Source organism: Allocatelliglobosispora scoriae, assembly GCF_014204945.1.
Classification (GTDB): Bacteria; Actinomycetota; Actinomycetes; order Mycobacteriales; family Micromonosporaceae; genus Allocatelliglobosispora; species Allocatelliglobosispora scoriae.
In genome coordinates this window covers 1788039-1807174 of sequence record NZ_JACHMN010000003.1, presented here as the reverse complement: position 1 = coordinate 1807174, position 19136 = coordinate 1788039, and the positions used below count along the sequence as shown (strand labels likewise).

General features: G+C 71.1%; 20 protein-coding genes and 2 pseudogenes. 15 read left to right on the top strand and 7 right to left on the bottom strand.

Features of this window, described 5'->3' with window-relative positions:
* The first annotated feature begins 9 nt into the window (after positions 1–9).
* The 4 genes from F4553_RS34335 to F4553_RS34320 all read left to right on the top strand — a co-directional run bounded on the left by F4553_RS34335 (position 10) and on the right by F4553_RS34320 (position 5374).
* Positions 10–816 carry an alpha/beta fold hydrolase gene (locus F4553_RS34335; RefSeq protein ID WP_184844857.1) on the top strand — a complete coding sequence of 269 codons (807 nt, stop codon included), beginning with the start codon at positions 10–12 and terminating at the stop codon, positions 814–816.
* A 127-nt stretch (positions 817–943) separates the two neighbouring features.
* Positions 944–1966 (top strand): hypothetical protein, encoded by a 1023-nt coding sequence (locus F4553_RS34330; protein WP_184844854.1) that lies wholly within the window; start codon positions 944–946, stop codon positions 1964–1966.
* Between the two features lie 203 nt (positions 1967–2169).
* Entirely contained in the window at positions 2170–4965 is a 2796-nt protein-coding gene (locus F4553_RS34325; protein ID WP_184844852.1) for a ricin-type beta-trefoil lectin domain protein, read from the top strand.
* Positions 4966–5221: 256 nt separating this feature from the next.
* Positions 5222–5374: a hypothetical protein gene (locus tag F4553_RS34320; RefSeq protein ID WP_184844849.1), complete on the top strand. Its 153-nt coding sequence runs from the start codon at positions 5222–5224 to the stop codon at positions 5372–5374.
* On the opposite strand, the gene soxR is transcribed toward F4553_RS34320, so the two are convergent.
* Positions 5344–5844, bottom strand: coding sequence for a redox-sensitive transcriptional activator SoxR (soxR, locus tag F4553_RS34315; RefSeq protein WP_184844846.1), 501 nt, complete (start codon positions 5842–5844; stop codon positions 5344–5346). The two genes, F4553_RS34320 and soxR, sit on opposite strands and share 31 nt — an antisense overlap.
* Positions 5845–5932: 88 nt before the next feature.
* On the opposite strand from soxR, the gene F4553_RS40340 reads away from it, so the two are divergent.
* The 6 genes from F4553_RS40340 (at position 5933) to F4553_RS42075 (ending at position 10273) form a co-directional block, all read left to right on the top strand.
* Complete coding sequence (locus tag F4553_RS40340) at positions 5933–6307, top strand: NmrA family NAD(P)-binding protein (protein ID WP_221470593.1); 375 nt, start codon at positions 5933–5935, stop codon at positions 6305–6307.
* Positions 6273–6515, top strand: coding sequence for a hypothetical protein (locus F4553_RS40335; RefSeq protein ID WP_221470592.1), 243 nt, complete (start codon positions 6273–6275; stop codon positions 6513–6515). Before F4553_RS40340 ends, F4553_RS40335 begins: the two co-directional genes overlap by 35 nt.
* A 70-nt stretch (positions 6516–6585) precedes the next feature.
* Complete coding sequence (locus F4553_RS34305; RefSeq protein WP_184844843.1) at positions 6586–7758, top strand: FIST signal transduction protein; 1173 nt, start codon at positions 6586–6588, stop codon at positions 7756–7758.
* Entirely contained in the window at positions 7758–9281 is a 1524-nt protein-coding gene (locus tag F4553_RS34300) for a sensor domain-containing diguanylate cyclase (protein ID WP_184844841.1), read from the top strand. The genes F4553_RS34305 and F4553_RS34300 overlap by 1 nt, the downstream gene beginning before the upstream one ends.
* Positions 9282–9311: 30 nt before the next feature.
* Entirely contained in the window at positions 9312–9662 is a 351-nt protein-coding gene (locus tag F4553_RS34295; protein ID WP_184844839.1) for a hypothetical protein, read from the top strand.
* An 80-nt stretch (positions 9663–9742) separates the two neighbouring features.
* Positions 9743–10273, top strand: coding sequence for a methylated-DNA--[protein]-cysteine S-methyltransferase (locus F4553_RS42075; protein WP_281395691.1), 531 nt, complete (start codon positions 9743–9745; stop codon positions 10271–10273).
* Positions 10274–10369: 96 nt separating this feature from the next.
* Here F4553_RS42075 and F4553_RS34285 read toward each other — a convergent pair whose 3' ends face one another.
* Positions 10370–11161, bottom strand: coding sequence for a hypothetical protein (locus tag F4553_RS34285; protein WP_184844836.1), 792 nt, complete (start codon positions 11159–11161; stop codon positions 10370–10372).
* Between the two features lie 306 nt (positions 11162–11467).
* On the opposite strand from F4553_RS34285, the gene F4553_RS34280 reads away from it, so the two are divergent.
* Positions 11468–12175, top strand: a complete 708-nt coding sequence (locus F4553_RS34280; protein ID WP_184844833.1) for a hypothetical protein — start codon at positions 11468–11470, stop codon at positions 12173–12175.
* Positions 12176–12181: 6 nt separating this feature from the next.
* Here the strand turns inward: F4553_RS34280 and F4553_RS34275 are convergent, their stop codons facing one another.
* Positions 12182–12391: a hypothetical protein gene (locus F4553_RS34275; RefSeq protein ID WP_184844830.1), complete on the bottom strand. Its 210-nt coding sequence runs from the start codon at positions 12389–12391 to the stop codon at positions 12182–12184.
* Between F4553_RS34275 and F4553_RS42070 the strand changes: the two genes are divergently transcribed.
* The gene (locus tag F4553_RS42070) at positions 12378–12890 is read left to right on the top strand and encodes a class I adenylate-forming enzyme family protein (RefSeq protein ID WP_221470591.1); all 513 of its coding nucleotides are present in this window, start codon (positions 12378–12380) and stop codon (positions 12888–12890) included. The two genes, F4553_RS34275 and F4553_RS42070, sit on opposite strands and share 14 nt — an antisense overlap.
* Positions 12891–12970: 80 nt before the next feature.
* Here F4553_RS42070 and F4553_RS34265 read toward each other — a convergent pair whose 3' ends face one another.
* Positions 12971–13669 carry a GntR family transcriptional regulator gene (locus tag F4553_RS34265; RefSeq protein WP_184844827.1) on the bottom strand — a complete coding sequence of 233 codons (699 nt, stop codon included), beginning with the start codon at positions 13667–13669 and terminating at the stop codon, positions 12971–12973.
* 177 nt (positions 13670–13846) lie between these two features.
* Complete coding sequence (locus F4553_RS41455; protein ID WP_246467559.1) at positions 13847–14170, bottom strand: hypothetical protein; 324 nt, start codon at positions 14168–14170, stop codon at positions 13847–13849.
* On the opposite strand from F4553_RS41455, the pseudogene F4553_RS41450 reads away from it, so the two are divergent.
* Positions 14106–14561 (top strand): annotated as a pseudogene (locus F4553_RS41450) (thiamine pyrophosphate-binding protein); the annotation flags it as partial. The gene F4553_RS41455 and the pseudogene F4553_RS41450 overlap by 65 nt on opposite strands.
* A gap of 203 nt (positions 14562–14764) precedes the next feature.
* Here the strand turns inward: F4553_RS41450 and F4553_RS41445 are convergent.
* Positions 14765–14902: a hypothetical protein gene (locus F4553_RS41445; protein WP_246467558.1), complete on the bottom strand. Its 138-nt coding sequence runs from the start codon at positions 14900–14902 to the stop codon at positions 14765–14767.
* On the opposite strand from F4553_RS41445, the pseudogene F4553_RS43060 reads away from it, so the two are divergent.
* Together F4553_RS43060 and F4553_RS41430 are read left to right on the top strand one after the other, a co-directional pair.
* Positions 14895–14984, top strand: a pseudogene (locus F4553_RS43060) (hypothetical protein); the annotation flags it as partial. The gene F4553_RS41445 and the pseudogene F4553_RS43060 sit on opposite strands and share 8 nt — an antisense overlap.
* Before the next feature lie 253 nt (positions 14985–15237).
* A complete protein-coding gene (locus tag F4553_RS41430; RefSeq protein ID WP_312875495.1) occupies positions 15238–16260 on the top strand; it encodes a transketolase-like TK C-terminal-containing protein in 1023 nt (340 codons plus the stop codon).
* Between the two features lie 182 nt (positions 16261–16442).
* On the opposite strand, the gene F4553_RS34255 is transcribed toward F4553_RS41430, so the two are convergent.
* Entirely contained in the window at positions 16443–19007 is a 2565-nt protein-coding gene (locus tag F4553_RS34255; RefSeq protein ID WP_184844824.1) for a hypothetical protein, read from the bottom strand.
* Positions 19008–19136 lie beyond the last annotated feature (129 nt).

Sequence of the window (19136 nt, the reverse complement as noted above, 5' to 3'; positions counted from 1 at the left end):
GGGTACGCCATGACGGCACTCACGTCGGCCGACGGCACCGTGATCGCCTACGAGTCGGCCGGGCAGGGTCCCGCCGTCGTCCTCGTCGACGGCGCGATGTGCTTCCGGCACTCGGGTCCGATGAGTCCGCTCGCCGACCTGCTCGCGAAGGACTTCACCGTCCACACCTACGACCGCCGGGGCCGGGGCGAGAGCGGCGACACCCTGCCCTACGCGGTCGAGCGGGAGATCGAGGACCTGCGGGCACTCGTCGCGGCGGCCGGTGGAGCGGCTCATGTCTTCGCCATCTCGTCCGGCGTGGCCCTCACCATCGCCGCCGCATCCGCCGGGGTCCGGTTCACCAGCCTCGCCCTCTACGAGCCGCCCTTCCTCACCGAGTCCGGCGGCGGCGCACAGGCGAAGGAGTACTCGGTCGGCCTCCGCGAGCTGCTCGACGCCGGGCGCCGGGGCGACGCCGCAGCCCTGTTCATGACACACGTCGGCGTACCGGCCGGGGTGGTCGACGGGATGCGGGCGCAGCCGTTCTGGGCAGGGTTCGAGGCGATCGCGCCGACGCTCGCCTATGACGACGCCGTCATGGGCGACTCGTCGGTCCCCCGCGAGCGGGCTGCGGCGATCACCGTGCCGACGCTGCTGCTGGACGGGGGCGCGAGCCCCGAGAGCCTGCGCGCGGCGACCCGGGCCACGGCCGAGGCGATCCCCGGTGCCCGCCACCGCACGCTTGACGGCCAGACCCACGACGTCGCGCCGGAGGTGCTGGCCCCGGTCCTGACGGCATTCTTCGGCGAGACCCACCACGATCGCCACAACTCTTGAAGAGTTGGTGCTAACTGCGAGCCGGCGTACCACCGGGCGCCGACCACCGTATCGGTTGATAGAGATATTTCGAAGCCTTATGTTGATCCGGTCTGGTCGCCACGGTGGCGGCCCGGGGAGGATCCTCATGATTCGGCACCGGTTCACGGCGGCGGTCGCCGCCGCACTCGCCCTCGCAATGGCACCGGCGGCATCGGCGCAGGCCGCCGCACCACCGGAGGCGGCCGCCGTCGCGGCTGATCGCGTCCTGCGCGTCTACAACAACAACATCGAGAACCTGGTACGCAACAACGCCGACGGCTCGTGCACCCGCATCTCCGGCCCGGACCACCTCACGTCGATCCTCGTCGACGACAGCGGGCGGACCGGCACGGCGGGGGTGGTGGCACCGGACATCCTGATCGTGCAGCAGGTCCGGGGCACCGGTCAGGCCACCGCCTATGCCGACCAGCTCTCGGCGAAGTTCGGCTACGCCGCCGGGACCTATAGGGCGATCGTCGCGTGGGACGACCCGGAGGAGTGGGGCACCACCCACAAGTGCAGCGTGCAGTCGCTGGGCGACCTGAAGAAGAAGCAGACCAACGGGATCATCTACAACACCCGGCGGCTCAGCCTCGCGGCCGGGGACGTCTCGGCCTACTGGAGCGCCGGCTGGCTGAAGCCGGGCACCGCCTACGCCGACGGCGCCGGGTGCACCCTCTACAAGCCGCCCAGCATCGACGCCGACGCCGACCACAAGTGGACGTGGAAGCGCACCAGCGCGATCGCCGCCCGGTTCACCGTCAAGGAGACCGGGACCACGGTCTTCGCCGCGACGATGCACCTGCCGCAGGAGAACCGGCAGAACGCCTGCGCGGGCGACGGCGACAAGGGCATCGCGAGTTCCGGCATCCACCTCGGCGCCGACGCGACGAGCCTGCTCAACGGGTCCACGATCCGGATCGTCGGGATCGACGCCAACCGTACCGGGATCGCCGCCTCGACCCTGAGCGGTTACGGCATGACCGGTTACGGGACGGGCGCGACCAACGGGTCCAGCAAGATCGACTACCTCTTCATCAGGGGCACGGTGCAGCCGTCGAGCGTCGCGCACACCGTGAGCGGGACGAAGTCGAACCACCTGGCGCTCTACGGGTTCATCAACTTCTGACCCCCCGTTCCGACCACTCACGACGGAGGCCGGTCGCCTGCCCGACCGGCCTTCTGTTCAATTGGCACAAACTTTTGAATTCTTCTGCTAAAGGGTCTGGACTGCGGGCCCCGAACGCCCTACCGTTCGGTACACCAATGTTGCGGGTGTGTTAATCGTCGGCGCGATGACCACCTGAGTCACCCCCTCACTCAGGAGAAACCATGGGCACACGCCTGCTCCGCCGACTCCGCGGTCCTGCCCTGATCGGAACCGCGCTCCTGCTCACCACCGGCCTGTGGGTCACCCCCGCCGCCGCGATCCCCGCCCAGACCCCCGGCGTCACCCTGCGCACCTTCGACATGCAGGTCGCCCTCAGCTCCCTCTGCACCCTCAAGCCCGCCCAGACGCCCAATGTGGACAAGCTCATGTCCACGATCAACTGGACGACCGCGGCAGACTTCGGCCAGGAGGACAACTTCATGTCCCAGGCCATCGGCAACATCAACATCCCCACGGCCGGCAGCTACACCTTCCGGCTGACCAGCGACGACGGATCCCGCCTCACCATCGACAACACCGTCGTCATCAACCACGACGGGCTCCACGGCGCCACCGCCAAGGACGGCGCGATCACCCTCACCACCGGTTACCACGCGCTCTTCGTCGAATTCTTCGAAGCCGGCGGCGGCCAGCAGCTCACCCTGCAGTGGCAGACCCCCGGCTCGACCGCCTTCGTCACGGTGCCCAACTCCGTGCTGAGCACCGACGCTGGGGTCGTCCGGGTGACGGCTCCGGGCCGTAAGGAGTGCGAGGGCACCGGTGACTCGCCGGGCGACGGGTTGCCGCTCACCGGCGTACACCCGGGATTCACGCTCACCAACCTGCGGCCGACCGCGGCCTTCCAGCCCAAGGTGACCGGCATGGACTGGCTGCCCGACGGGCGCCTGGTCATCTGCACCTGGGGCGGCAGCGACCAGTCCGGCACCTCGCTCGCGGGTGAGGTCTACATCCTCGGCAACACCGGCGGCAACACCACGCCGGGAGCCGTCACCACCAAGCGGATCGGCAGCGCCCTCAAGGAGCCGATGGGCCTCAAGATCGTCGACGGCGTCGTCTACGTCTCCGAGAAGGGCAAGCTCACCCGGCTCGTCGACACCAACGGCGACGAGGTCGCCGACCAGTACCAGACGGTCGCGACCTGGCCCTGGGGCGGCAACTTCCACGAGTTCGCGTTCGGCCTGCTCTACGCCGACGGCTACTTCTACCTCAACCTCTCCGTCGCGATCAACAGCGGCGGCGCGACGACCAGCCCCCAGCCCGCGATCAACCGGGGCACCGCGATCAAGGTGAACAAGACGACCGGTGCGGTCACCTATGTCGCCGGCGGCCTGCGGACGCCGCACGGCATCGGCTGGGGCCCCGAGAACACCGTCTTCGTCACCGACAACCAGGGCGGCTGGCTGCCCGCGTCGAAGCTGGTCCAGATCAAGCAGGACCGGTTCTTCAACCACTACACCACCCCGGCCGGACCCTTCGACAGCAAGCCGGTGACGGCACCGGTGCTGTGGATGCCGCAGAACGAGATCGCCAACTCCCCCAGCACCCCGATCCTGATGCCGACCGGTGTCTACGCCGGACAGCTGCTCATCGGCGACGTCACCTACGGCGGCCTGCAGCGGGCGTTCCTGGAGAAGGTCAACGGCGAATACCAGGGCGCGCTGTTCCGTCTCACCCAGGGGCTGGAGGCGGGTGTCTCCGAGGTCAACATCGGTCCCGACGGCGCCGTCTATGTCGGCGGGCTCGGTGCGGGCGGCAACTGGGGACAGAGCGGCAAGCTCACCTACGGCCTGCAGAAGCTCGCCCCCAACGGCACCACCACCTTCGACATGCTCGCGATGCGCGCCACGGCAGCCGGTTTCGAGATCGAGTACACCCAGCCGATCTCCGCCGCGACCGCCGCCAACCTCGCCTCGCGCTACAAGGTCAAGCAGTGGCGGTACGAGCCGACCGTGAACTACGGCGGCCCCAAGATCGATGAGGAGACGCTCACCGTCACCTCGGCGACCCTGTCGGCCGACGGCAGGAAGGTCACCCTCGCCATCGCCGGCCGCAAGGCCGGACGGGTGGTCCACATCCGCTCGCCGCGGCCCTTCACCTCCAGCACCGGCGTGTCGCTGTGGAGCACCGAGGTCTGGTACACCCTCAACGCCATCCCCGGCAGCACCCCGCCGATCAACAACGTCTACCAGGCGGAGGCTGCGGGGACGAGCGGCGGCGCCGGGATCGCCACCGACCACACCGGCTACACCGGCAGCGGCTTCATCGCCGGCTACGGCACCGTCGGCGCCACGACGACCTTCACCGTCACCGTGGCGGCGACCGGCTCTTACCAGGCCGGGCTGCGCTTCGCCAACGGTCCCAACCCGGCCGCCGGAGCCAAGACGATCAGCCTCTACGTCAACGGCACCAAGATCAGGCAGACCAGCCTCGCCGACACCGGCACCTGGGACACCTGGGCGACGAAGCAGGAGGCGGTGACGCTCAACGCCGGTGCCAACACGATCGCCTACCGTTACGACACCGGCGACGCCGGCAACGTCAACCTGGACTCGCTGACGATCAGCGGCGGCCCCAGCGGCGGCGGCACGATCACCGGCGTCGGCGGCAAGTGCCTCGATGTCAACAACGCCGGCACCGCCGACGGCACGAAGATCCAGCTCTGGACCTGCAACGGCAGCACGGCGCAGGCGTGGAGCCGGGTCGGCAGCACCTACCAGGCGCTGGGCAAGTGCCTCGATGTCGACAACGGCGGCACCGCCGACGGCACGAAGGTGCAGCTGTGGACCTGCAACGGCACCGGATCGCAGGTGTGGCAGCCGCAGGCGAACGGCTCGCTGCTCAACCCGCAGTCCGGCAAGGTGCTCGACGCCCTCGGCGGCTCCTCGGCCGACGGCACCCAGATCCACATCTGGACCTACGCCGGCGTCGCCAGCCAACTCTGGACCGTCAACGCCTGACGCAGTCCCGGTGGGGCCCGGTCACCGCGGTGGCCGGGCCCCACCATCGCATCAAAGGGTTAGCCCGGGCGGTTGCTCCGACGCCGTCGACGGCCCGGACCCGACGACCCTCGGCCGTGTCCGCCTGCCGGATCATCACTGGGCGCTCGGCGAATCGCGGCGAAGACGGTCCCGAGCGCGGACGCCACGCGGATCCGCCGTTGACACGATGGGCGTCGATGGCACGACAGGATGCCCGGCCGCTGGAGGAACCCCGATGACGTGTGAGAAGTGCTACGCGCCGCTCAGCACCTGCCCCGACTGCAAGGGGCAGACGAAAACGAGCCTGCTCGGCGACAAGCTGACCTGCTCGAAGTGCCGCTCGACCGGGAAGGTCTGTCACAAGGACGGCGGCTTCTGGAAGCGCTGAGAACTCTCGCCGCCGGCTGTCGGTGGGAGGCGGCGGGCGCCCGAGCCCTCGCGGCCGAGCACGTCGCGCGGGTTGGTGAGGTGGCAGGCCCGCAGGGACAGGCAGCCGCAGCCGATGCAGTCGCTGAGGTCGTCGCGCAGTGCCTGCAGCTGGGTGATGCGGGCGTCGAGCTCGCCCCGCCAGGCGAGCGACAGCCGGGCCCAGTCGTCGCGGGTCGGCGTACGCTCGCTCGGCAGCCGGTCGAGCGCCTCCCGGATCGCCGCTAACGAGATCCCGACGTGCTGGGACGCCCGGATGAAGGCGACCCGGCGCAGCGTGTCCCGGCTGAATCTGCGCTGGTTGGCGCTGGTGCGGGTGCTCCGGATCAGGCCCTGCCGCTCGTAGAAGTGCAGGGCGGAGACCGCGACGCCGCTGCGATCGGCGACCTGGCCGACGGTGAGCTCGTGGAACGTGGTGCGAGGCCTGGGCATGACTGCCACCCTAACGCTTGACCTCAACAAAGGTTGAGGCCAGAGGATGGGCTCCGACCCCGCAACCGCGATCGAGGAGCCACCTGTCATGACCACCGTTCTCGTCATCGGCGCCACCGGCAAGCAGGGTGGCGCCGTCGCCGACCTGCTGCTCCAGCACGGCCACGATGTCACCGCCCTCGTCCGCTCCCCCGACTCGCCGCCCGCGCTCGCCCTCGCCGCCGCCGGTGCCCGGGTCGTCACCGGCCACCTCGCCGACCCGGCCGCCCTCGCGGGCGCGGCGAAGGGCGCCGACGCCGTCTTCGGCCTCTCCGTCCCGTTCGGCCCCGGCGGCAAGGACGCGGAGGGACATCGCCGGGCTCGCCGTGCACGCGATCGAGAACGCGGACCTCTGCACCGGAGCCCGCATCGACGTCGTCTCCGACCGGGTGACCGGCGAGGAGGCCGCGAAGATCATCGGTGACGTGCTCGGCCGCGAGATCCCCTATCGCCAGATGCCGCTCGACCAGGTCCGCCAGTGGGCCGGTGACGAGATCGCCGACATGTTCGCCCGATTCGAGGCGAATACCGACTTCACGGACCTGGCGTCCCTGCACGCCGCTTACCCGGCCGTGCGGTGGCACACCTACGCCGACTGGGCCCGCACGGTCGACTGGGACCGGATCATTTAGCTGTAACCCACAGTGAGCTGGGGTCTTGTGCCACGATGAAGAGCCTGGGGAGACGTCTCAAGGGGGTGCCGTGGCGGACTCGGTCCGGCGGTGGATGGGTGTGGGGCGGTCCCCGCACGCGGACTCGCGGACGGCGGCACTCGCCGCCGCCGCTGACGCCCTGCGCGGCGAGGATCCCGTCCTGCTGATCGCCTTCACCGCCATCACCCACGACCCCGCGGCGGTCCTCGCCGGGCTGCGCGAGGCCGCCCCGGGCGTGCCGATCGTCGGGTGCACGACGCACGGCGAGATCGGCCCCGGCGGCCCGTCCGACGGCTCGGTGACCGTGGCGGCGATCGGCGGTCCCGGCTTCAGCGTCTCGACCGCCGTCGCCGAGGGCGTCTCCGGCCGCCAGCGCGAGGCGGGCGCCGAGGTCGCCGAGTGCATCGGGGCGGTCCGCGACCTGCCGCACCGGGTGTTGATGCTGCTCACCGACGGTGCCGTCCGCGACCAGGAGTCGATCCTGCGCGGTGTCTACGGCGTCCTCGGTGCCGAGATCCCGCTCTTCGGCGGCGCGTGCGCGGACGGCTGGCGGATGACCGGCGGCTACCTGATGGGCGACGACCGCCTGCTCACCGACGCCGTCGTCGGGGTGGCGATCTCCTCCGAGGCGCCGCTCTCGGTCGGTTTCCGCCACGGCTGGCGCAAGGTCGGCCACCCGATGATCGTGACGAGCGCGGGCGACGGCCGCGTCTACACCCTCGACGACCGACCCGCGCTCGACGTCTACCTGGAGCGGCTCGACGCGCCGCCGGAGGCGTACACCGACGAGCAGGCGTTCACCGAGTTCGCGCTGCCCCGGCCGCTCGGGATCCAGCGCCGCAGCGGCGTGGAGGCGCGCAACCTCAGCACCGAGGTGGACCTCGTCGGGCGGTCCATCGGCGGCGGCGGCGCCATCGACCACGGCGGCCTGACCTGGGTGATGACCGGCGACGAGGCGTCGATCCTGGAGGCGACCGACCAGGCCTGCCTCGACGCCCTCGACGGGCTCGGCGACGATTCGCCGGTCGGGATGCTCACCCTGAGCTGCGCCGCCCTGCGGGCCGTCCTCGGCGACGACGGCATCCGCCGGGAGGGGGAACGGCTCGACACCTGGGCCGACGGGATCCCCTTCGCCGGGTTCTACACCTACGGCGAGATCGCCCGCACCCGCGGCATCGACGGGTTCCACAACCAGACGCTCACCGTCCTGGCCTTCGGCTGATGGCGCAAGACCAGCCGGCCGGCTCGGTCCAGGTGCAACAACTGCTGGAGCTGCTCGCTGTCGTCACCACCCTCTCCGACGAGGCGGCCGCCATCCGGGGCGCCGTCGAGCGCGCCGCGCAGGCGCTGGAGGCGGAGGTCGCGGCGGTCGTCGTCGACGGCAGGGTGGCCGCGGCTGTCGGGTTCGCGGCGGGTGCCGTACCCGTCGAGGATCTGATCGCGGTGGGCCGCCGCGAGCGCGACTGGATCGAGGTGCGCGGGTTGGACAAGTGCCAGGCGATCGCCGCGCCCTGGGGCGGGGCGCACCCCGGCCAGCTCATCATCGCGCGCTGGGGCGACGAGCCCTTCACCGTGGAGGAGCACAGCCTGATCCGCGGCATGGCCCGGGTGCTGGAGCTGACCCTGACGATGCTGCGCACGCTGGAGGCCGAGCACCGCATGCGGGAGCGCAGCGAGCGGCAGGCCGCCGACAACGCGCGGCTGGTCGATTCGCTGCGCGAGCAGGAACGGCTGCTGCTGCACCTCTCGTCGATCCAGCGGGCGATCTCCCGCCACGACCCGCTGCCCCAGCTGCTCAAGACAATCCTCGACGCCACGCAGGACGTACTCGGCGACGAGGTCGTCGGGCTCTGGACCTGCTCGCCGCAGCAGCCGGACCGGGCGACGCTGCGGATGGCGCTGGGGCTGCCGACCCGCCGGGCACCGACGGTGCCGCTGACCGAGGCGGGTGCGGCCGGTGAGGCCATGCGCCGCAACGACATCGTCACGCTCGCCGGTTACGAGAACGCCTCGCGGACCATCCGGGACCTGACCAGGGGGCAGTTCCGGATCTCGATGGCCGTGCCCGTGCACGAGAACGGGCAGGTCGCCGGTGCCCTGGTCGTGGCGTCCTTTCAGGAGGACCGCCGGTTCCGGCCGGAGGAGGCGCAGGCGCTGCGGGTCTTCGCGCAGAACATCAGCCTCGCCCTCACCGACGCGCACACCGTGGACCGGATGAACCAGGCGGTCCTCGACGCGCTGACCGGCCTCGCCAGCCGCGGGCTCTTCCTGGAGCGCCTCGCCGAGCAGCTCAGCCTCGCCCGGCCCACCGCGGTGCTCTTCATCGACCTGGACCGGTTCAAGGCGGTCAACGACTCGCTCGGCCACGCCACCGGCGACGAGCTGCTGGTGCGGACGGCCGAGCGGATCCGGGCGCAGGTGCGGGCCGGCGATGTCGCGGGACGCTTCGGCGGCGACGAGTTCGCGATCATGCTCGGCGACGTGGCCGGGGTCGAGGAGGCGGTCGCGGTCGCCGACCGGATGGGTCGGGCCCTCGCCGAGCCGATGAGCATCAGCGGCCTCACGCTGCGGGTCGACGCGAGCATCGGGATCGCGCTGAGCACCCTCGGCTCGGCGGACTCCGCCGAGCTGATGCGCCGGGCGGATGTCGCGATGTACCACGCCAAACGGCACGGCCGCGGCCGCTACCAGGTCTTCACCGACGAGTTGCTGAGCGGGTTCGCGGTCGGCCCGCCACCGGATTGAAGCGGCATCGCGAGGGGTAGGTAACCGGTCATGGCGAAGTATGAGCTCAACGACGCGGCTGTCGAGCACGCCCGCGACCTCATCGACAAGAAGCAGTATGTGCTGGAGAGCAACTGGGGCGACAGCCAGCCTGACGCCGAGGCCCAGAACGCGTTCCTGGACAAGCACACCTTCGCGGAGTATGCGAGCTGGCACCTCGGGCTCACCGTCGGCGCGACCGACGAGACGAAGGGCCGTTACGCCTTCGTGTTCGGCGACTTCCGGCGGGTGCACCGCAGCGCCCTCATCGCCTGCGTCTACCGTGCGTCCGAGTGGCACCACAAGGATGTCGAGCTGGCCGCACACGAGCTGCTCCAGCGCCTCGACGCGGCGAGCGGCTGACCCCGGTCCCGTACGCTGACGGTCATGTCTGATTTCCGCCAGCCATCGCCGTCGCCGCGACGGAGACTGGACGGGTGAACATGCTTGACCAGGAGAATCCGATGATCTTCACCTACCACGCGTCGCCGCTGGGCGAGCTGCTGGTGGTGCGCGAGGGGCGCGACCCGGCGACCGGGCGGCCCGGCGGACTGACCGGTCTCTACCTGCCGACCGGCCGGCACGTCAGCGCCCGGCGCGACGAGTGGCAGCGCGACGACACCGCCTTCGACGACGTCCGCACCCAGCTCGACGAGTATTTCGCGGGCACCCGCCGCGCGTTCGACCTGCCGCTCAGTGCCACCGGCACCGACTTCCAGCGGCGGGCCTGGACCGCGCTCGTCGAGATCCCCTACGGCGAGACGCGGAGCTATGCCAAGCAGGCGGTGGCGATCGGCTCACCGACGGCGTTCCGGGCCGTGGGCCTCGCCAACGGGCAGAACCCGATCTCGATCATCGTGCCGTGCCACCGGGTCGTCGGCGCCAACGGCGCCCTCACCGGATACGGCGGCGGCCTGGACGCGAAGCGATGGCTCCTCGCCCATGAGGCCAACCACTCGGGCCTGTTCGCCTGACGCACAGCGGCCCCCGCATGTCGCGGGGGCCGCTGTCCCGTCTCAAGCCCTGCCCGAGAGCTCAGCCCCGGTCGAGGGATCAGCCCTGCCGGAGGATCAGCTCTGCCGGGATTTGCCCGCCGGGCGGGGGGTCACGGCCCGGTGCGAGCCGGTGTCGTCGTCGGCGAGGCCCAGCAACTGGGCTGTCGTCGGCGCGCCGAGCGGCTCGTCGACCTCCAGCAGGTCCTCGGGCTCCTCGACCGGCTCCTCCTCGACCCCGAGGGCACGGAGCTGGCCCTGCATGAACTTCGCCAGCCGGCTCCGGTAATCGCGGTCGAACTTCTTCAGCGTCGCGATCTGCTGCTGCAGCGCGCCACGCTTCTCCTCCAGGCTGCCGACGATCTCGTCGTAGCGCTCCTGCGCCTCCTGCTCCAGACCTGCGGCCTTCGCTCGGGCCTCCTTGCCCACCTGCTCGGCCTTGGACCGCGCAGCGGCCAGGATCTTCTCGGACTCCCGCCGGGCGGACTCGACGCCCGCCTGCGCGTCACGGGACACCTGCTCCGCCTTGGCCCGCGCGTCGGCGAGGGCCTCGTCGGCATCGCGGCGGACCGTCTCCGCGTTGGCCTGGACCTCCCGTGCGACCTCGTCGGCCCACGCTCGCGCCTCGGCCCGGATCTTGTGCGCCTCGTGCTGTGCGGTCGAAACGTGCTCGTCAGCGGTGCGCCGAGCGAGCACCAGCACCTGGAGGGCCTGGCGCTCGGCCTCGGAATCCTGCGGCGCCTGGTGCGGCACCTGCCCCAGGGCCGGGCCGGCCGGCACCATCGGCGGCTGCTCGTCGAAGGGCTCGCTGTCCATCGGCTGACCCGCGAACAGCCCTTTGACGCGGCCCTTCAACCGGTGGTCGGTCATGGGTTTCCCCTTACTCAGGCTGGTCTGGCCATGTGTCGTGGCGGCATCGGGACTCGGAAAGTCTCGCGTGAATCACCGCTCAGCGGAAGTCATCTCCGCGATAATCTGCCGCTTCACCACTTTCGACAAGCTTTGCCGCCACCCAGATGGGCGTGAGTCGGCTACGCGACTCAGCGCCGCCGATTTCCGTCGATATAATGTGACGCTCCGTCAGCAAGGATCAACTGCGCGCCGCATTCTCGATAATGCCGCCGCTGAGACCACACTGGACGATCGAATGTCGTACCCGGCGGGCATCCTGACACCATGCCCGCCCATCCCGACGAAGCCCGCCACGCCGATCCCAGCCTGACCAGGGAGTGGGTCCGCCAGGCGACCCAGGAAAACGACGCCGAGGCGGCGTTCAAGCTCGGCTGCTACCACCTGCTGCACGAGAAGTTCGCCTATCACGTGCACGCCGACCCCTGGTTCGAGTTCGCCGCGCAGCACTCCGGGGCCGAGATGGTGTGGCGGGTGGCCAATGCCTACGCGGACGTGTCGAACCCGCTCGCCCGGGCCTGGATGCGCCGGGCAGTGGTGTCGGAGAGCGACCCGGAGGGGATCGTCGTGGGTCCCAGCACCGTTCAGATCGTCCTCGACGAGAGCGGCGACTACGTGCAGACCCAGGACTGGAGGGTCTTCGTCCGCTCCGACGACCGGGAGCGGGCGCTCGCCGCGCTGCGGGCGACATGGCGGCGGATGGTCTGGACCACCGAGGACGGGCACGAGTTCGCCTCGGAGGACGACTATGAGGCGGCCCTGGTCGCCGCCGGGGTCGAGACGGGTGACGAGCCCTACACGCCCAACTACATCAGCGTGGACGGCGACGCGGCGGATCCGGTGATCTGGATGGACTGCAAGGGCGGCGTCATGCCGCTGATGGCCCGCACGATGATCCGCATCCTCGGCACGGAGCTGCGGGCGGCCGGGCTGCGGCGGGCGGTCCTCTACACCGAGGACCCACCGCCGCAGTGACCCCGATCAGGCGCCGTTCATCATGTCGTTGAAGCGCTTCGTCACGCCCACCTCGTCCGGCCGCTGCGCGTCCCGGCGCACCACGGCACGCTGCACCAGCACCTCGACCTCGTCGGTGGCGAGCACCGCCATCGTCTCGGCGAGGTAGTGGGGTGACCAGGCGCTCGACCGGCCCGGTTCCTGCGGGCGCCCCTTCACCGACGTGGCGGTCCGCATCGCCGGGCCCGGCCACGAGGCGCTGCCCGACGGCGAGGACGGGCAGGTGCTGGTCCGGGGCGACGTCGTCATGTCGGGCTACTGGCACGACGAAGCGGCCACCAGCAGCACCGTCGTCGACGGCTGGCTCCGCACCGGCGACCTCGGGCACCTCGCCGACGGCTACCTCTACCTCACCGACCGGCTTAAGGACGTCATCATCACCGGCGGCTCCAACGTCTACCCGCGCGAGGTGGAGGAGGTCCTGCTGACCCACCCGGGGATGAGCGAGGTGGCGGTGATCGGCGTCCCCGACCCCGAGTGGGGCGAGTCGATCCGCGCCGTCGTCGTGGCGGAAGGCCCGCTGTCAGCCGCGGACGTGATCGACTTCTGCCGAACCCGCCTGGCCTCCTTCAAGAAGCCGAGAGACGTGGTCTTCCTCCAGCAGCTCCCCCAGAACGCGACGGGAAAGGTCCTCAAACGCGACCTCCGCGAGCCGCCCCTCGACAATTCGCGTTGATCAAGGGAAGACTCACCATGTCGGGTGTCCGATATGCGGCGAGTCTTCCCTTGATCAACGCGAATTTCAGGCCGCGGCGGTCAGGGGGTGGGCGGGAGGGCGGCCATCCACTCCAGGCAGGCCAGTTCGTTTTCGGCCAGGTGTTCGTTGACCGCCAGCTTCAGCTCTGCGGGGGAGCCCGACCTCGCCGCGTCCAGCAACAGGCGGTGGGTCATCTCGCGGCGGCGGCGCTCCTCCTGGCCGACCTGGTAGGTCTCGAACACGATCCGGGTGTAGCGGTCGCAGGCGTGCCAGAGCTGCTCCAACAGGCGCAGGTCCCACTCGGTCAGCGCGGGGCGCAGCAGCGTGAGGTGGAACTGCTTGTGCAGCTCCCACAGCTCGTCGGCGTCGGTCTCCGCGTGCGTGTAGTCCATCAGCAGCCGCTCGGCGAGGTCGAGGTCGGCGCTGGTCAGGTCGAGGCAGGCCCGCGCGGCGAGGTCGCACTCGATGAGCTTGCGCAGCCGGTAGATGGAGCGCAGCTCGTCGCGGTCGAGCGGGTTGACGATGGCGCTGCGGCCGGGACGGAGCGTGATCAGCCCCTGCGTCTCCAGCCGCCGCAGCGCCTCACGGACCGGGATGTGGCTGACCCCGAGCTGAACGCTGAGGTCCACGATCGAGAAGCTGGAGCCCGCCTTGAGGGTGCCGTTGAGGACGCCGCGACGGATCTCGGCGGTCACACGGTCCACGGCCGAATTGTTCTTCGCGACCGAACGCAGTCCGCTCGTCACCTCTGCTGTCACGAATATAGAGTAGCGCACCGTCCGCACCACGGTCACGCTGCGTCGGCGACGTCACTCTCCCCAGGACGCGCGCTCACTTCAAGATCTCTCTGACCAGCGGGTGTACGCCAACCCGGCGCGCCAAGCACCATCCGGCCAGCTCACGCCCCCCGATCCCCTACGCTCGATCCGGCGGCATCACAGCCCGCGCGGATTGCATCTATCATATATTCCGTTTAGCGTGGCAGGGACCCCGCTGCTGACCCGAGCCCTGGAGGCGTCCATGACCAGCACGATCTTCACCACGCCGACCCCGGCCGCAGCGCAGCTCGACGCCCTCCGCGAGATCTCCGACCGGGTGCTCTGGCTCTCCACGGCGATGGTGCACCACGCCAACCGCGTCCGCCCCAACCCGAGCGGCCTCAAGGTCGGCGGCCACCAGGCCTCCTGCGCCTCGATGATCTCGATCATGACCTCGCTCTGGTTCTCCGAGCTGCGCCCCGAGGACCGGGTCTCGGTCAAGCCGCACGCCTCGCCGGTGCTGCACGCCATCAACTTCCTGCTCGGCGAGCTCGACGCGTCCTACCTGACGAGACTGCGCGAGTTCGGCGGGCTCCAGTCCTACCCCAGCCGTTCCAAGGACCCCGACCCGGTGGACTACTCGACCGGGTCGGTCGGGATCGGCGCCACCGCCCCGATCTGGGGCGCGATGGCCCGGCGCTTCGTCGACGCGTCGATCGGCGGCGCGGGCACCGGCCGGCAGTTCTCCCTCGTCGGCGATGCCGAGCTCGACGAGGGCGCGATCTGGGAGGCGATCCTCGACCCGTCCGTCGCCGAGCTCGGCGAGATCGTCTGGATCGTCGACCTCAACCGCCAGTCGCTGGACCGGGTCGTCCCGACCATCGCCGCCGGGAAGCTGGAGAAGATGTTCGCCGCCGCCGGCTGGCAGGTGATCACGGCGAAATTCGGCAAGCTGCTGGAGGAGCTCTTCGAGCGCCCCGGCGGCGCCGAGCTGCGCAACCGGATCCTCGGCATGTCCAACCCGGAGTACCAGCGGTTGCTGCGGTGCCGCCCCGACGAGCTGCGGACCCGGCTGCCCGGCTCCGGTGCCCCGTCCTACGCGATCGCCCGGCTCGTCGCGGGGCTCGACGACGCCGCCCTCACCCGGGCGATCCGCAACCTCGGCGGGCACGACCTGGAGGCGCTGCGGGAGGCGTACGCCCAGATCGACGACACCCGACCGACCGTGATCATCGCCTACACGATCAAGGGCTACGGGCTGCCGACGCAGGGGCACCCGCAGAACCACTCCTCGCTGCTCACGGTCGAGCAGTTCGCCGAGCTCGCGGCGGACCTCGGGATGGATCCGGGGCAGCCCTGGACCCGGTTCGCCGACGGGACCGCCGCCGCCGAGGTGTGCCGGGCCACCGCCGCGAAGCTGCGCCGGGACGAGGTGGCGCCGACCACTCCGCCGACGGTGCCGAGCGACATCGGGCGTACCCCCTCGGGCACGTCGACCACCCAGGGCCGCCCTCGGCCGCGCGCTGCTCGACCTGACCCGGGAGGCGCCGCAGGCGGCGAAGCGGGTCGTGACCGTGAGCCCCGACGTCAGCTCCAGCACCAACCTGGCCGGGTGGCTCAACAAGGTCGGGATCTGGTCGCCCGCCGAGCGGCACGACTGGTTCGCCGACGACGCCGAGACGACGATGCACTGGCGCGAGCGCCCTACCGGCCAGCACATGGAGCTCGGCATCGCCGAGACCAACCTGGTCGGGCTGATCGGCGAGCTCGGTGCCACCTGGAGCCGCTGGGGACAGCCGCTCTTCCCGATCGGCGTGCTCTACGACCCGTTCGTCGAGCGGGCGCTCGAACCGTGGTCCTACGGCATCTACGCCGGGGGCCAGTCGATCCTCGTCGGCACGCCGAGCGGAGTGACCCTGGCGGCGGAGGGCGGCGCGCACCAGTCGATCAAGACGCCGTCGATCGGGTTGGAGCAGCCCGGGTGCGTGAGCTACGAGCCGGCCTTCGCGATCGAGGTGGAGTGGACGCTGCTGGACGCGATCTCCCGGCTCGGCCGCCCGGACGGCAGCTCGTCCTACCTGCGCTTGTCGACCCGGCCGGTCAGCCAGGCGCTCGCCGCGGTCCCGGCCGACCCGGCGGCCCGCGAGCGGCGGCGGCGGCAGGTCATCGCCGGGGCCTACACGCTGCGTACCGCCGCGCACCCGGCGGTCATGCTGGTCGGGATGGGCGCGATGATCCCGGAGACGCTCGCCGCGGCGGACCGGCTCGCCGAGCAGGGCATCGAGGCCGAGGTGGTCTGCGTGACCAGTCCCGGCCTGCTCTTCGAGGCGGTGCAGGCCCGCAGCGGGCTGGGCGAGGCGCCGTCGTGGATCCTCGACCAGGTCTTCCCCGCCCGCCGCGCGGTGCCGATGGTGACGGTGCTCGACGGGCACCCGCACACGCTCGCGTTCCTCGCCACGATCCACCACGTGCGGTCGATGTCGCTGGGGGTGAGCCGGTTCGGCCAGGCGGGGGCGCTGGAGGATGTCTACCGCTACCACGGCATCGACACCGACGCCGTGGTCCGAGCCGCCCTCGACCTGCTCGGCTGAGCCACACGGCCCAGCACCGGGGTGGACGACGCCCTGTCACGTTTTGCAGCAAAGCGTGGCCTCGCAATGCGAAATGGCCACGCTTTGCTGCAAAACGCGGCACGCGCGCAACGCGGCACGCGCGCAACGCGCCGCCCGGCTGTGCCGGATGAGCGCGGTGGCCCGCGCTCACCCCCTACAGGTCAGCCGACCGCGAACGTGACGGCGAGGAAGCCGGTGTTGTCGCCGTAGTAGCCGGGCGAGCCGTGGAACGAGACCGAGTCGGCGAAGCCGATGTAGAGCCTCGTCGCCCCCGACGGCACCGCGAACTGCTGCACCGCGCCCGCCGCCGTCTTGCCGTCGCCGATGGCGAAGAGCACGCCCAGCGCGGGAGCGACCTCGGCCTTGCCCTCCTGGTCCGTCACGTCCGGCTGCCCCGATCCGGTCGGCGCCCCCGCCGGGAGGAAGACCCCGACGAGGAAGAGCGAACGCTTCTGGTGGATGACGCCGGAGATGCCGTTGAGCGCGGTGACGCTGGTCCCGCCGTAGTCGACGCCGCCGTCGGCGCCGTCCTTCGGGTCCGAGCCCGCCGCGCCGAGCACCCCGGTGATCGACGGGAACGAGATCCTGCGGTCCTTGGCGGCGTCGAAGGCGATCCGCACCGGCAGGGTTCCCGCCCCGCCGGGCAGCATGCCGAGCGGCGCTGCTCCGGCGAGGTAGACATCGGCGTTCGCCGGGACCGTGATCGCGGCCCCCGGGACCGCACCGGACGCGAAGGCCTGCGCGGCGAGCGCGCTCGCGGCGAAGGCGGGCTGACCGGTCCGGCTCACGTCGAAGACGCAGTCGGCGAGCTGCGCGGCGGCGGTCACCCCGGCCTTGGCGCAGATCGCCTCAGCAGCGGCGGTGTCGACCGGTGCCCCGGTCTCCGCCCGGTGCGGGAACGCCCGATCGGTGTAGCTCGCCGTGGTCCGACCCGCCGGGTAGGTGAACAGGGAGGCCGCGTCGTCGATCCGCCAGCTGTCGGCGAAGGCGGGGTAGAGCGTGTCGTAGTCGTCGCCGGTGATCGTGGCACCGCCGCGGACCCGGGGACCGCTGCCCAGCAGGCCTTCGAGCTTGGCTTTGCGGGCCGGGGCCGGCTGGATCGAGAGGTTGAGCCCCAGACCGGCGATCCCGGTCACCCACGCCGCCGATCCGTCGGGCCAGATGACGGTGGCGAGGCGGCCAGCGCCGCCGTCCCCGATGCGCACCTGGCCGCCGTGCTCGAGCTCGGTCAGCGCGCCGTCGCGTGGCGTGCCGCCGACGAGGACGGAGATGCCGGGGGTGGCGAGATCGACCTGCACCCGGTCCCCCGCGACGTCCAGGGCGACCGAGGTGTTGACGGCGAGGGTCAGCGAGTCGCGGAAGGGCTGCTGGCGTACCTGGACGGTGAATCCACCAGCCGGATCGCGGGCGGCGACGAACTCGCCGGCCGCCTGGAAGTCGTAGCGCTTCCCGTCGACGGTGGTGAGGTGCGGCTCGCCGTCGCTGGCCGGGCAGCCCTGATCGGTGCAGACCGGATCGGTCTCCTGCGAGGGGCGGCACGGCGAGGTGGGCAGCGGGTTGCTGCCGTAGTGATCGCGTGGCGGCATGCCGAGCGCGACCCGCAGGGGGTTCTGCGCCTCGGTCGCGTGCACCTCGTTGATCCCGATGCCGGTGTGGCGCCCGTCGGCCGTGATGCACTCGTGGTGGTCCTGGATCCCCTGGCTGTCCTCCCACGCGTGGAACATCTCGTGGTAAAGGCTCGTGCACGGATCGGCGTTGCCGCCACCGCCGAAGTACGGGCTGCGGTCGTCCGCGTTCCAGAAGATGAACATCTCCGACCGGCTGAGCCCGCCCTCGTGGGTGACCCCGTCGGTCGGCACCTCCAGCGTCACCGTCACACCGGGGCCGAGGATCGTGTCCAGGATGCCCGCCGGGTCGTGCCCCGGCTGCTGCAGGGTGGCGAGGCACGCGTCATAGGGCGCCTGCAGGCTCGGGTTGTTGATGACCACCCTGGCGTGGGCGGGCCGCGCCTGCGCCACCGGCACGCTGAGCGCGGCGAGCAGGATCAGCACGGCCGCCGCCGCGGCGCGCCGACGCCGCCGGAGCAGCAGGACGACGACGACCACGACATTGATCAGCACGATCAGGACCACGCCGCCGATGAGCCAGAGGCGCCCCGAGCCCACCGCGGCAGTCGGCGCGGACGCCGCTGCTCCGACCACGGTGGACGGTGCGGACGCCGTGCAGAGCGGGGGTCCCTGGGCCGGAGCGATCCGCCAGTAATAGCTGACCCGCAGGTCCAGCGGCTGCCCGGCCTGGACGGGGTAGAGAAGCCCCATCGGCGCGACCGTGCCGGTGTAGGTGACGATCTCGATCGAGTGCCCGGTGGTCCCGATCGGCAGCAGCTGGAGTCGCAGGTCGAGCGACTCACCGGGCTGGAGGGTGCGCAGGCGCTTGCCGACCACGGTCTCCAGCGGCTCGTCGAGGCCCGGCGAGAAGGTGGTCGGCACCGATGCCCGCCCGCCCTGCGCGAGCGCGGCGATCGTGATCGTGCCGAGCGGGGTCGCCGCCGCCTGGCAGGCTTCGGCACCGCGGTTGGTCAGGGTCACGACCGGTGCCAGCGGGTCGGTCGCCCGCACGGTCACGGCAAGACCACCATCCGCCGCGTACGCCGCCGGGGCCCCGCCGACCGCCACACTGCCGAGCAGCGCCACGCCGATCGCGAGTGCCAGGGTGAGTCGTCGCATCCGCCATACCTCCACAGCAGTCGATCTCCTGGCGCGACAGCGTACGGAAGGCCGCGCCTCGGCGTCCAACGCGCACAACGAGACCAGCCATGCGGTGTGCGCCTGGCACACACCGCATGGCTGGTCGTG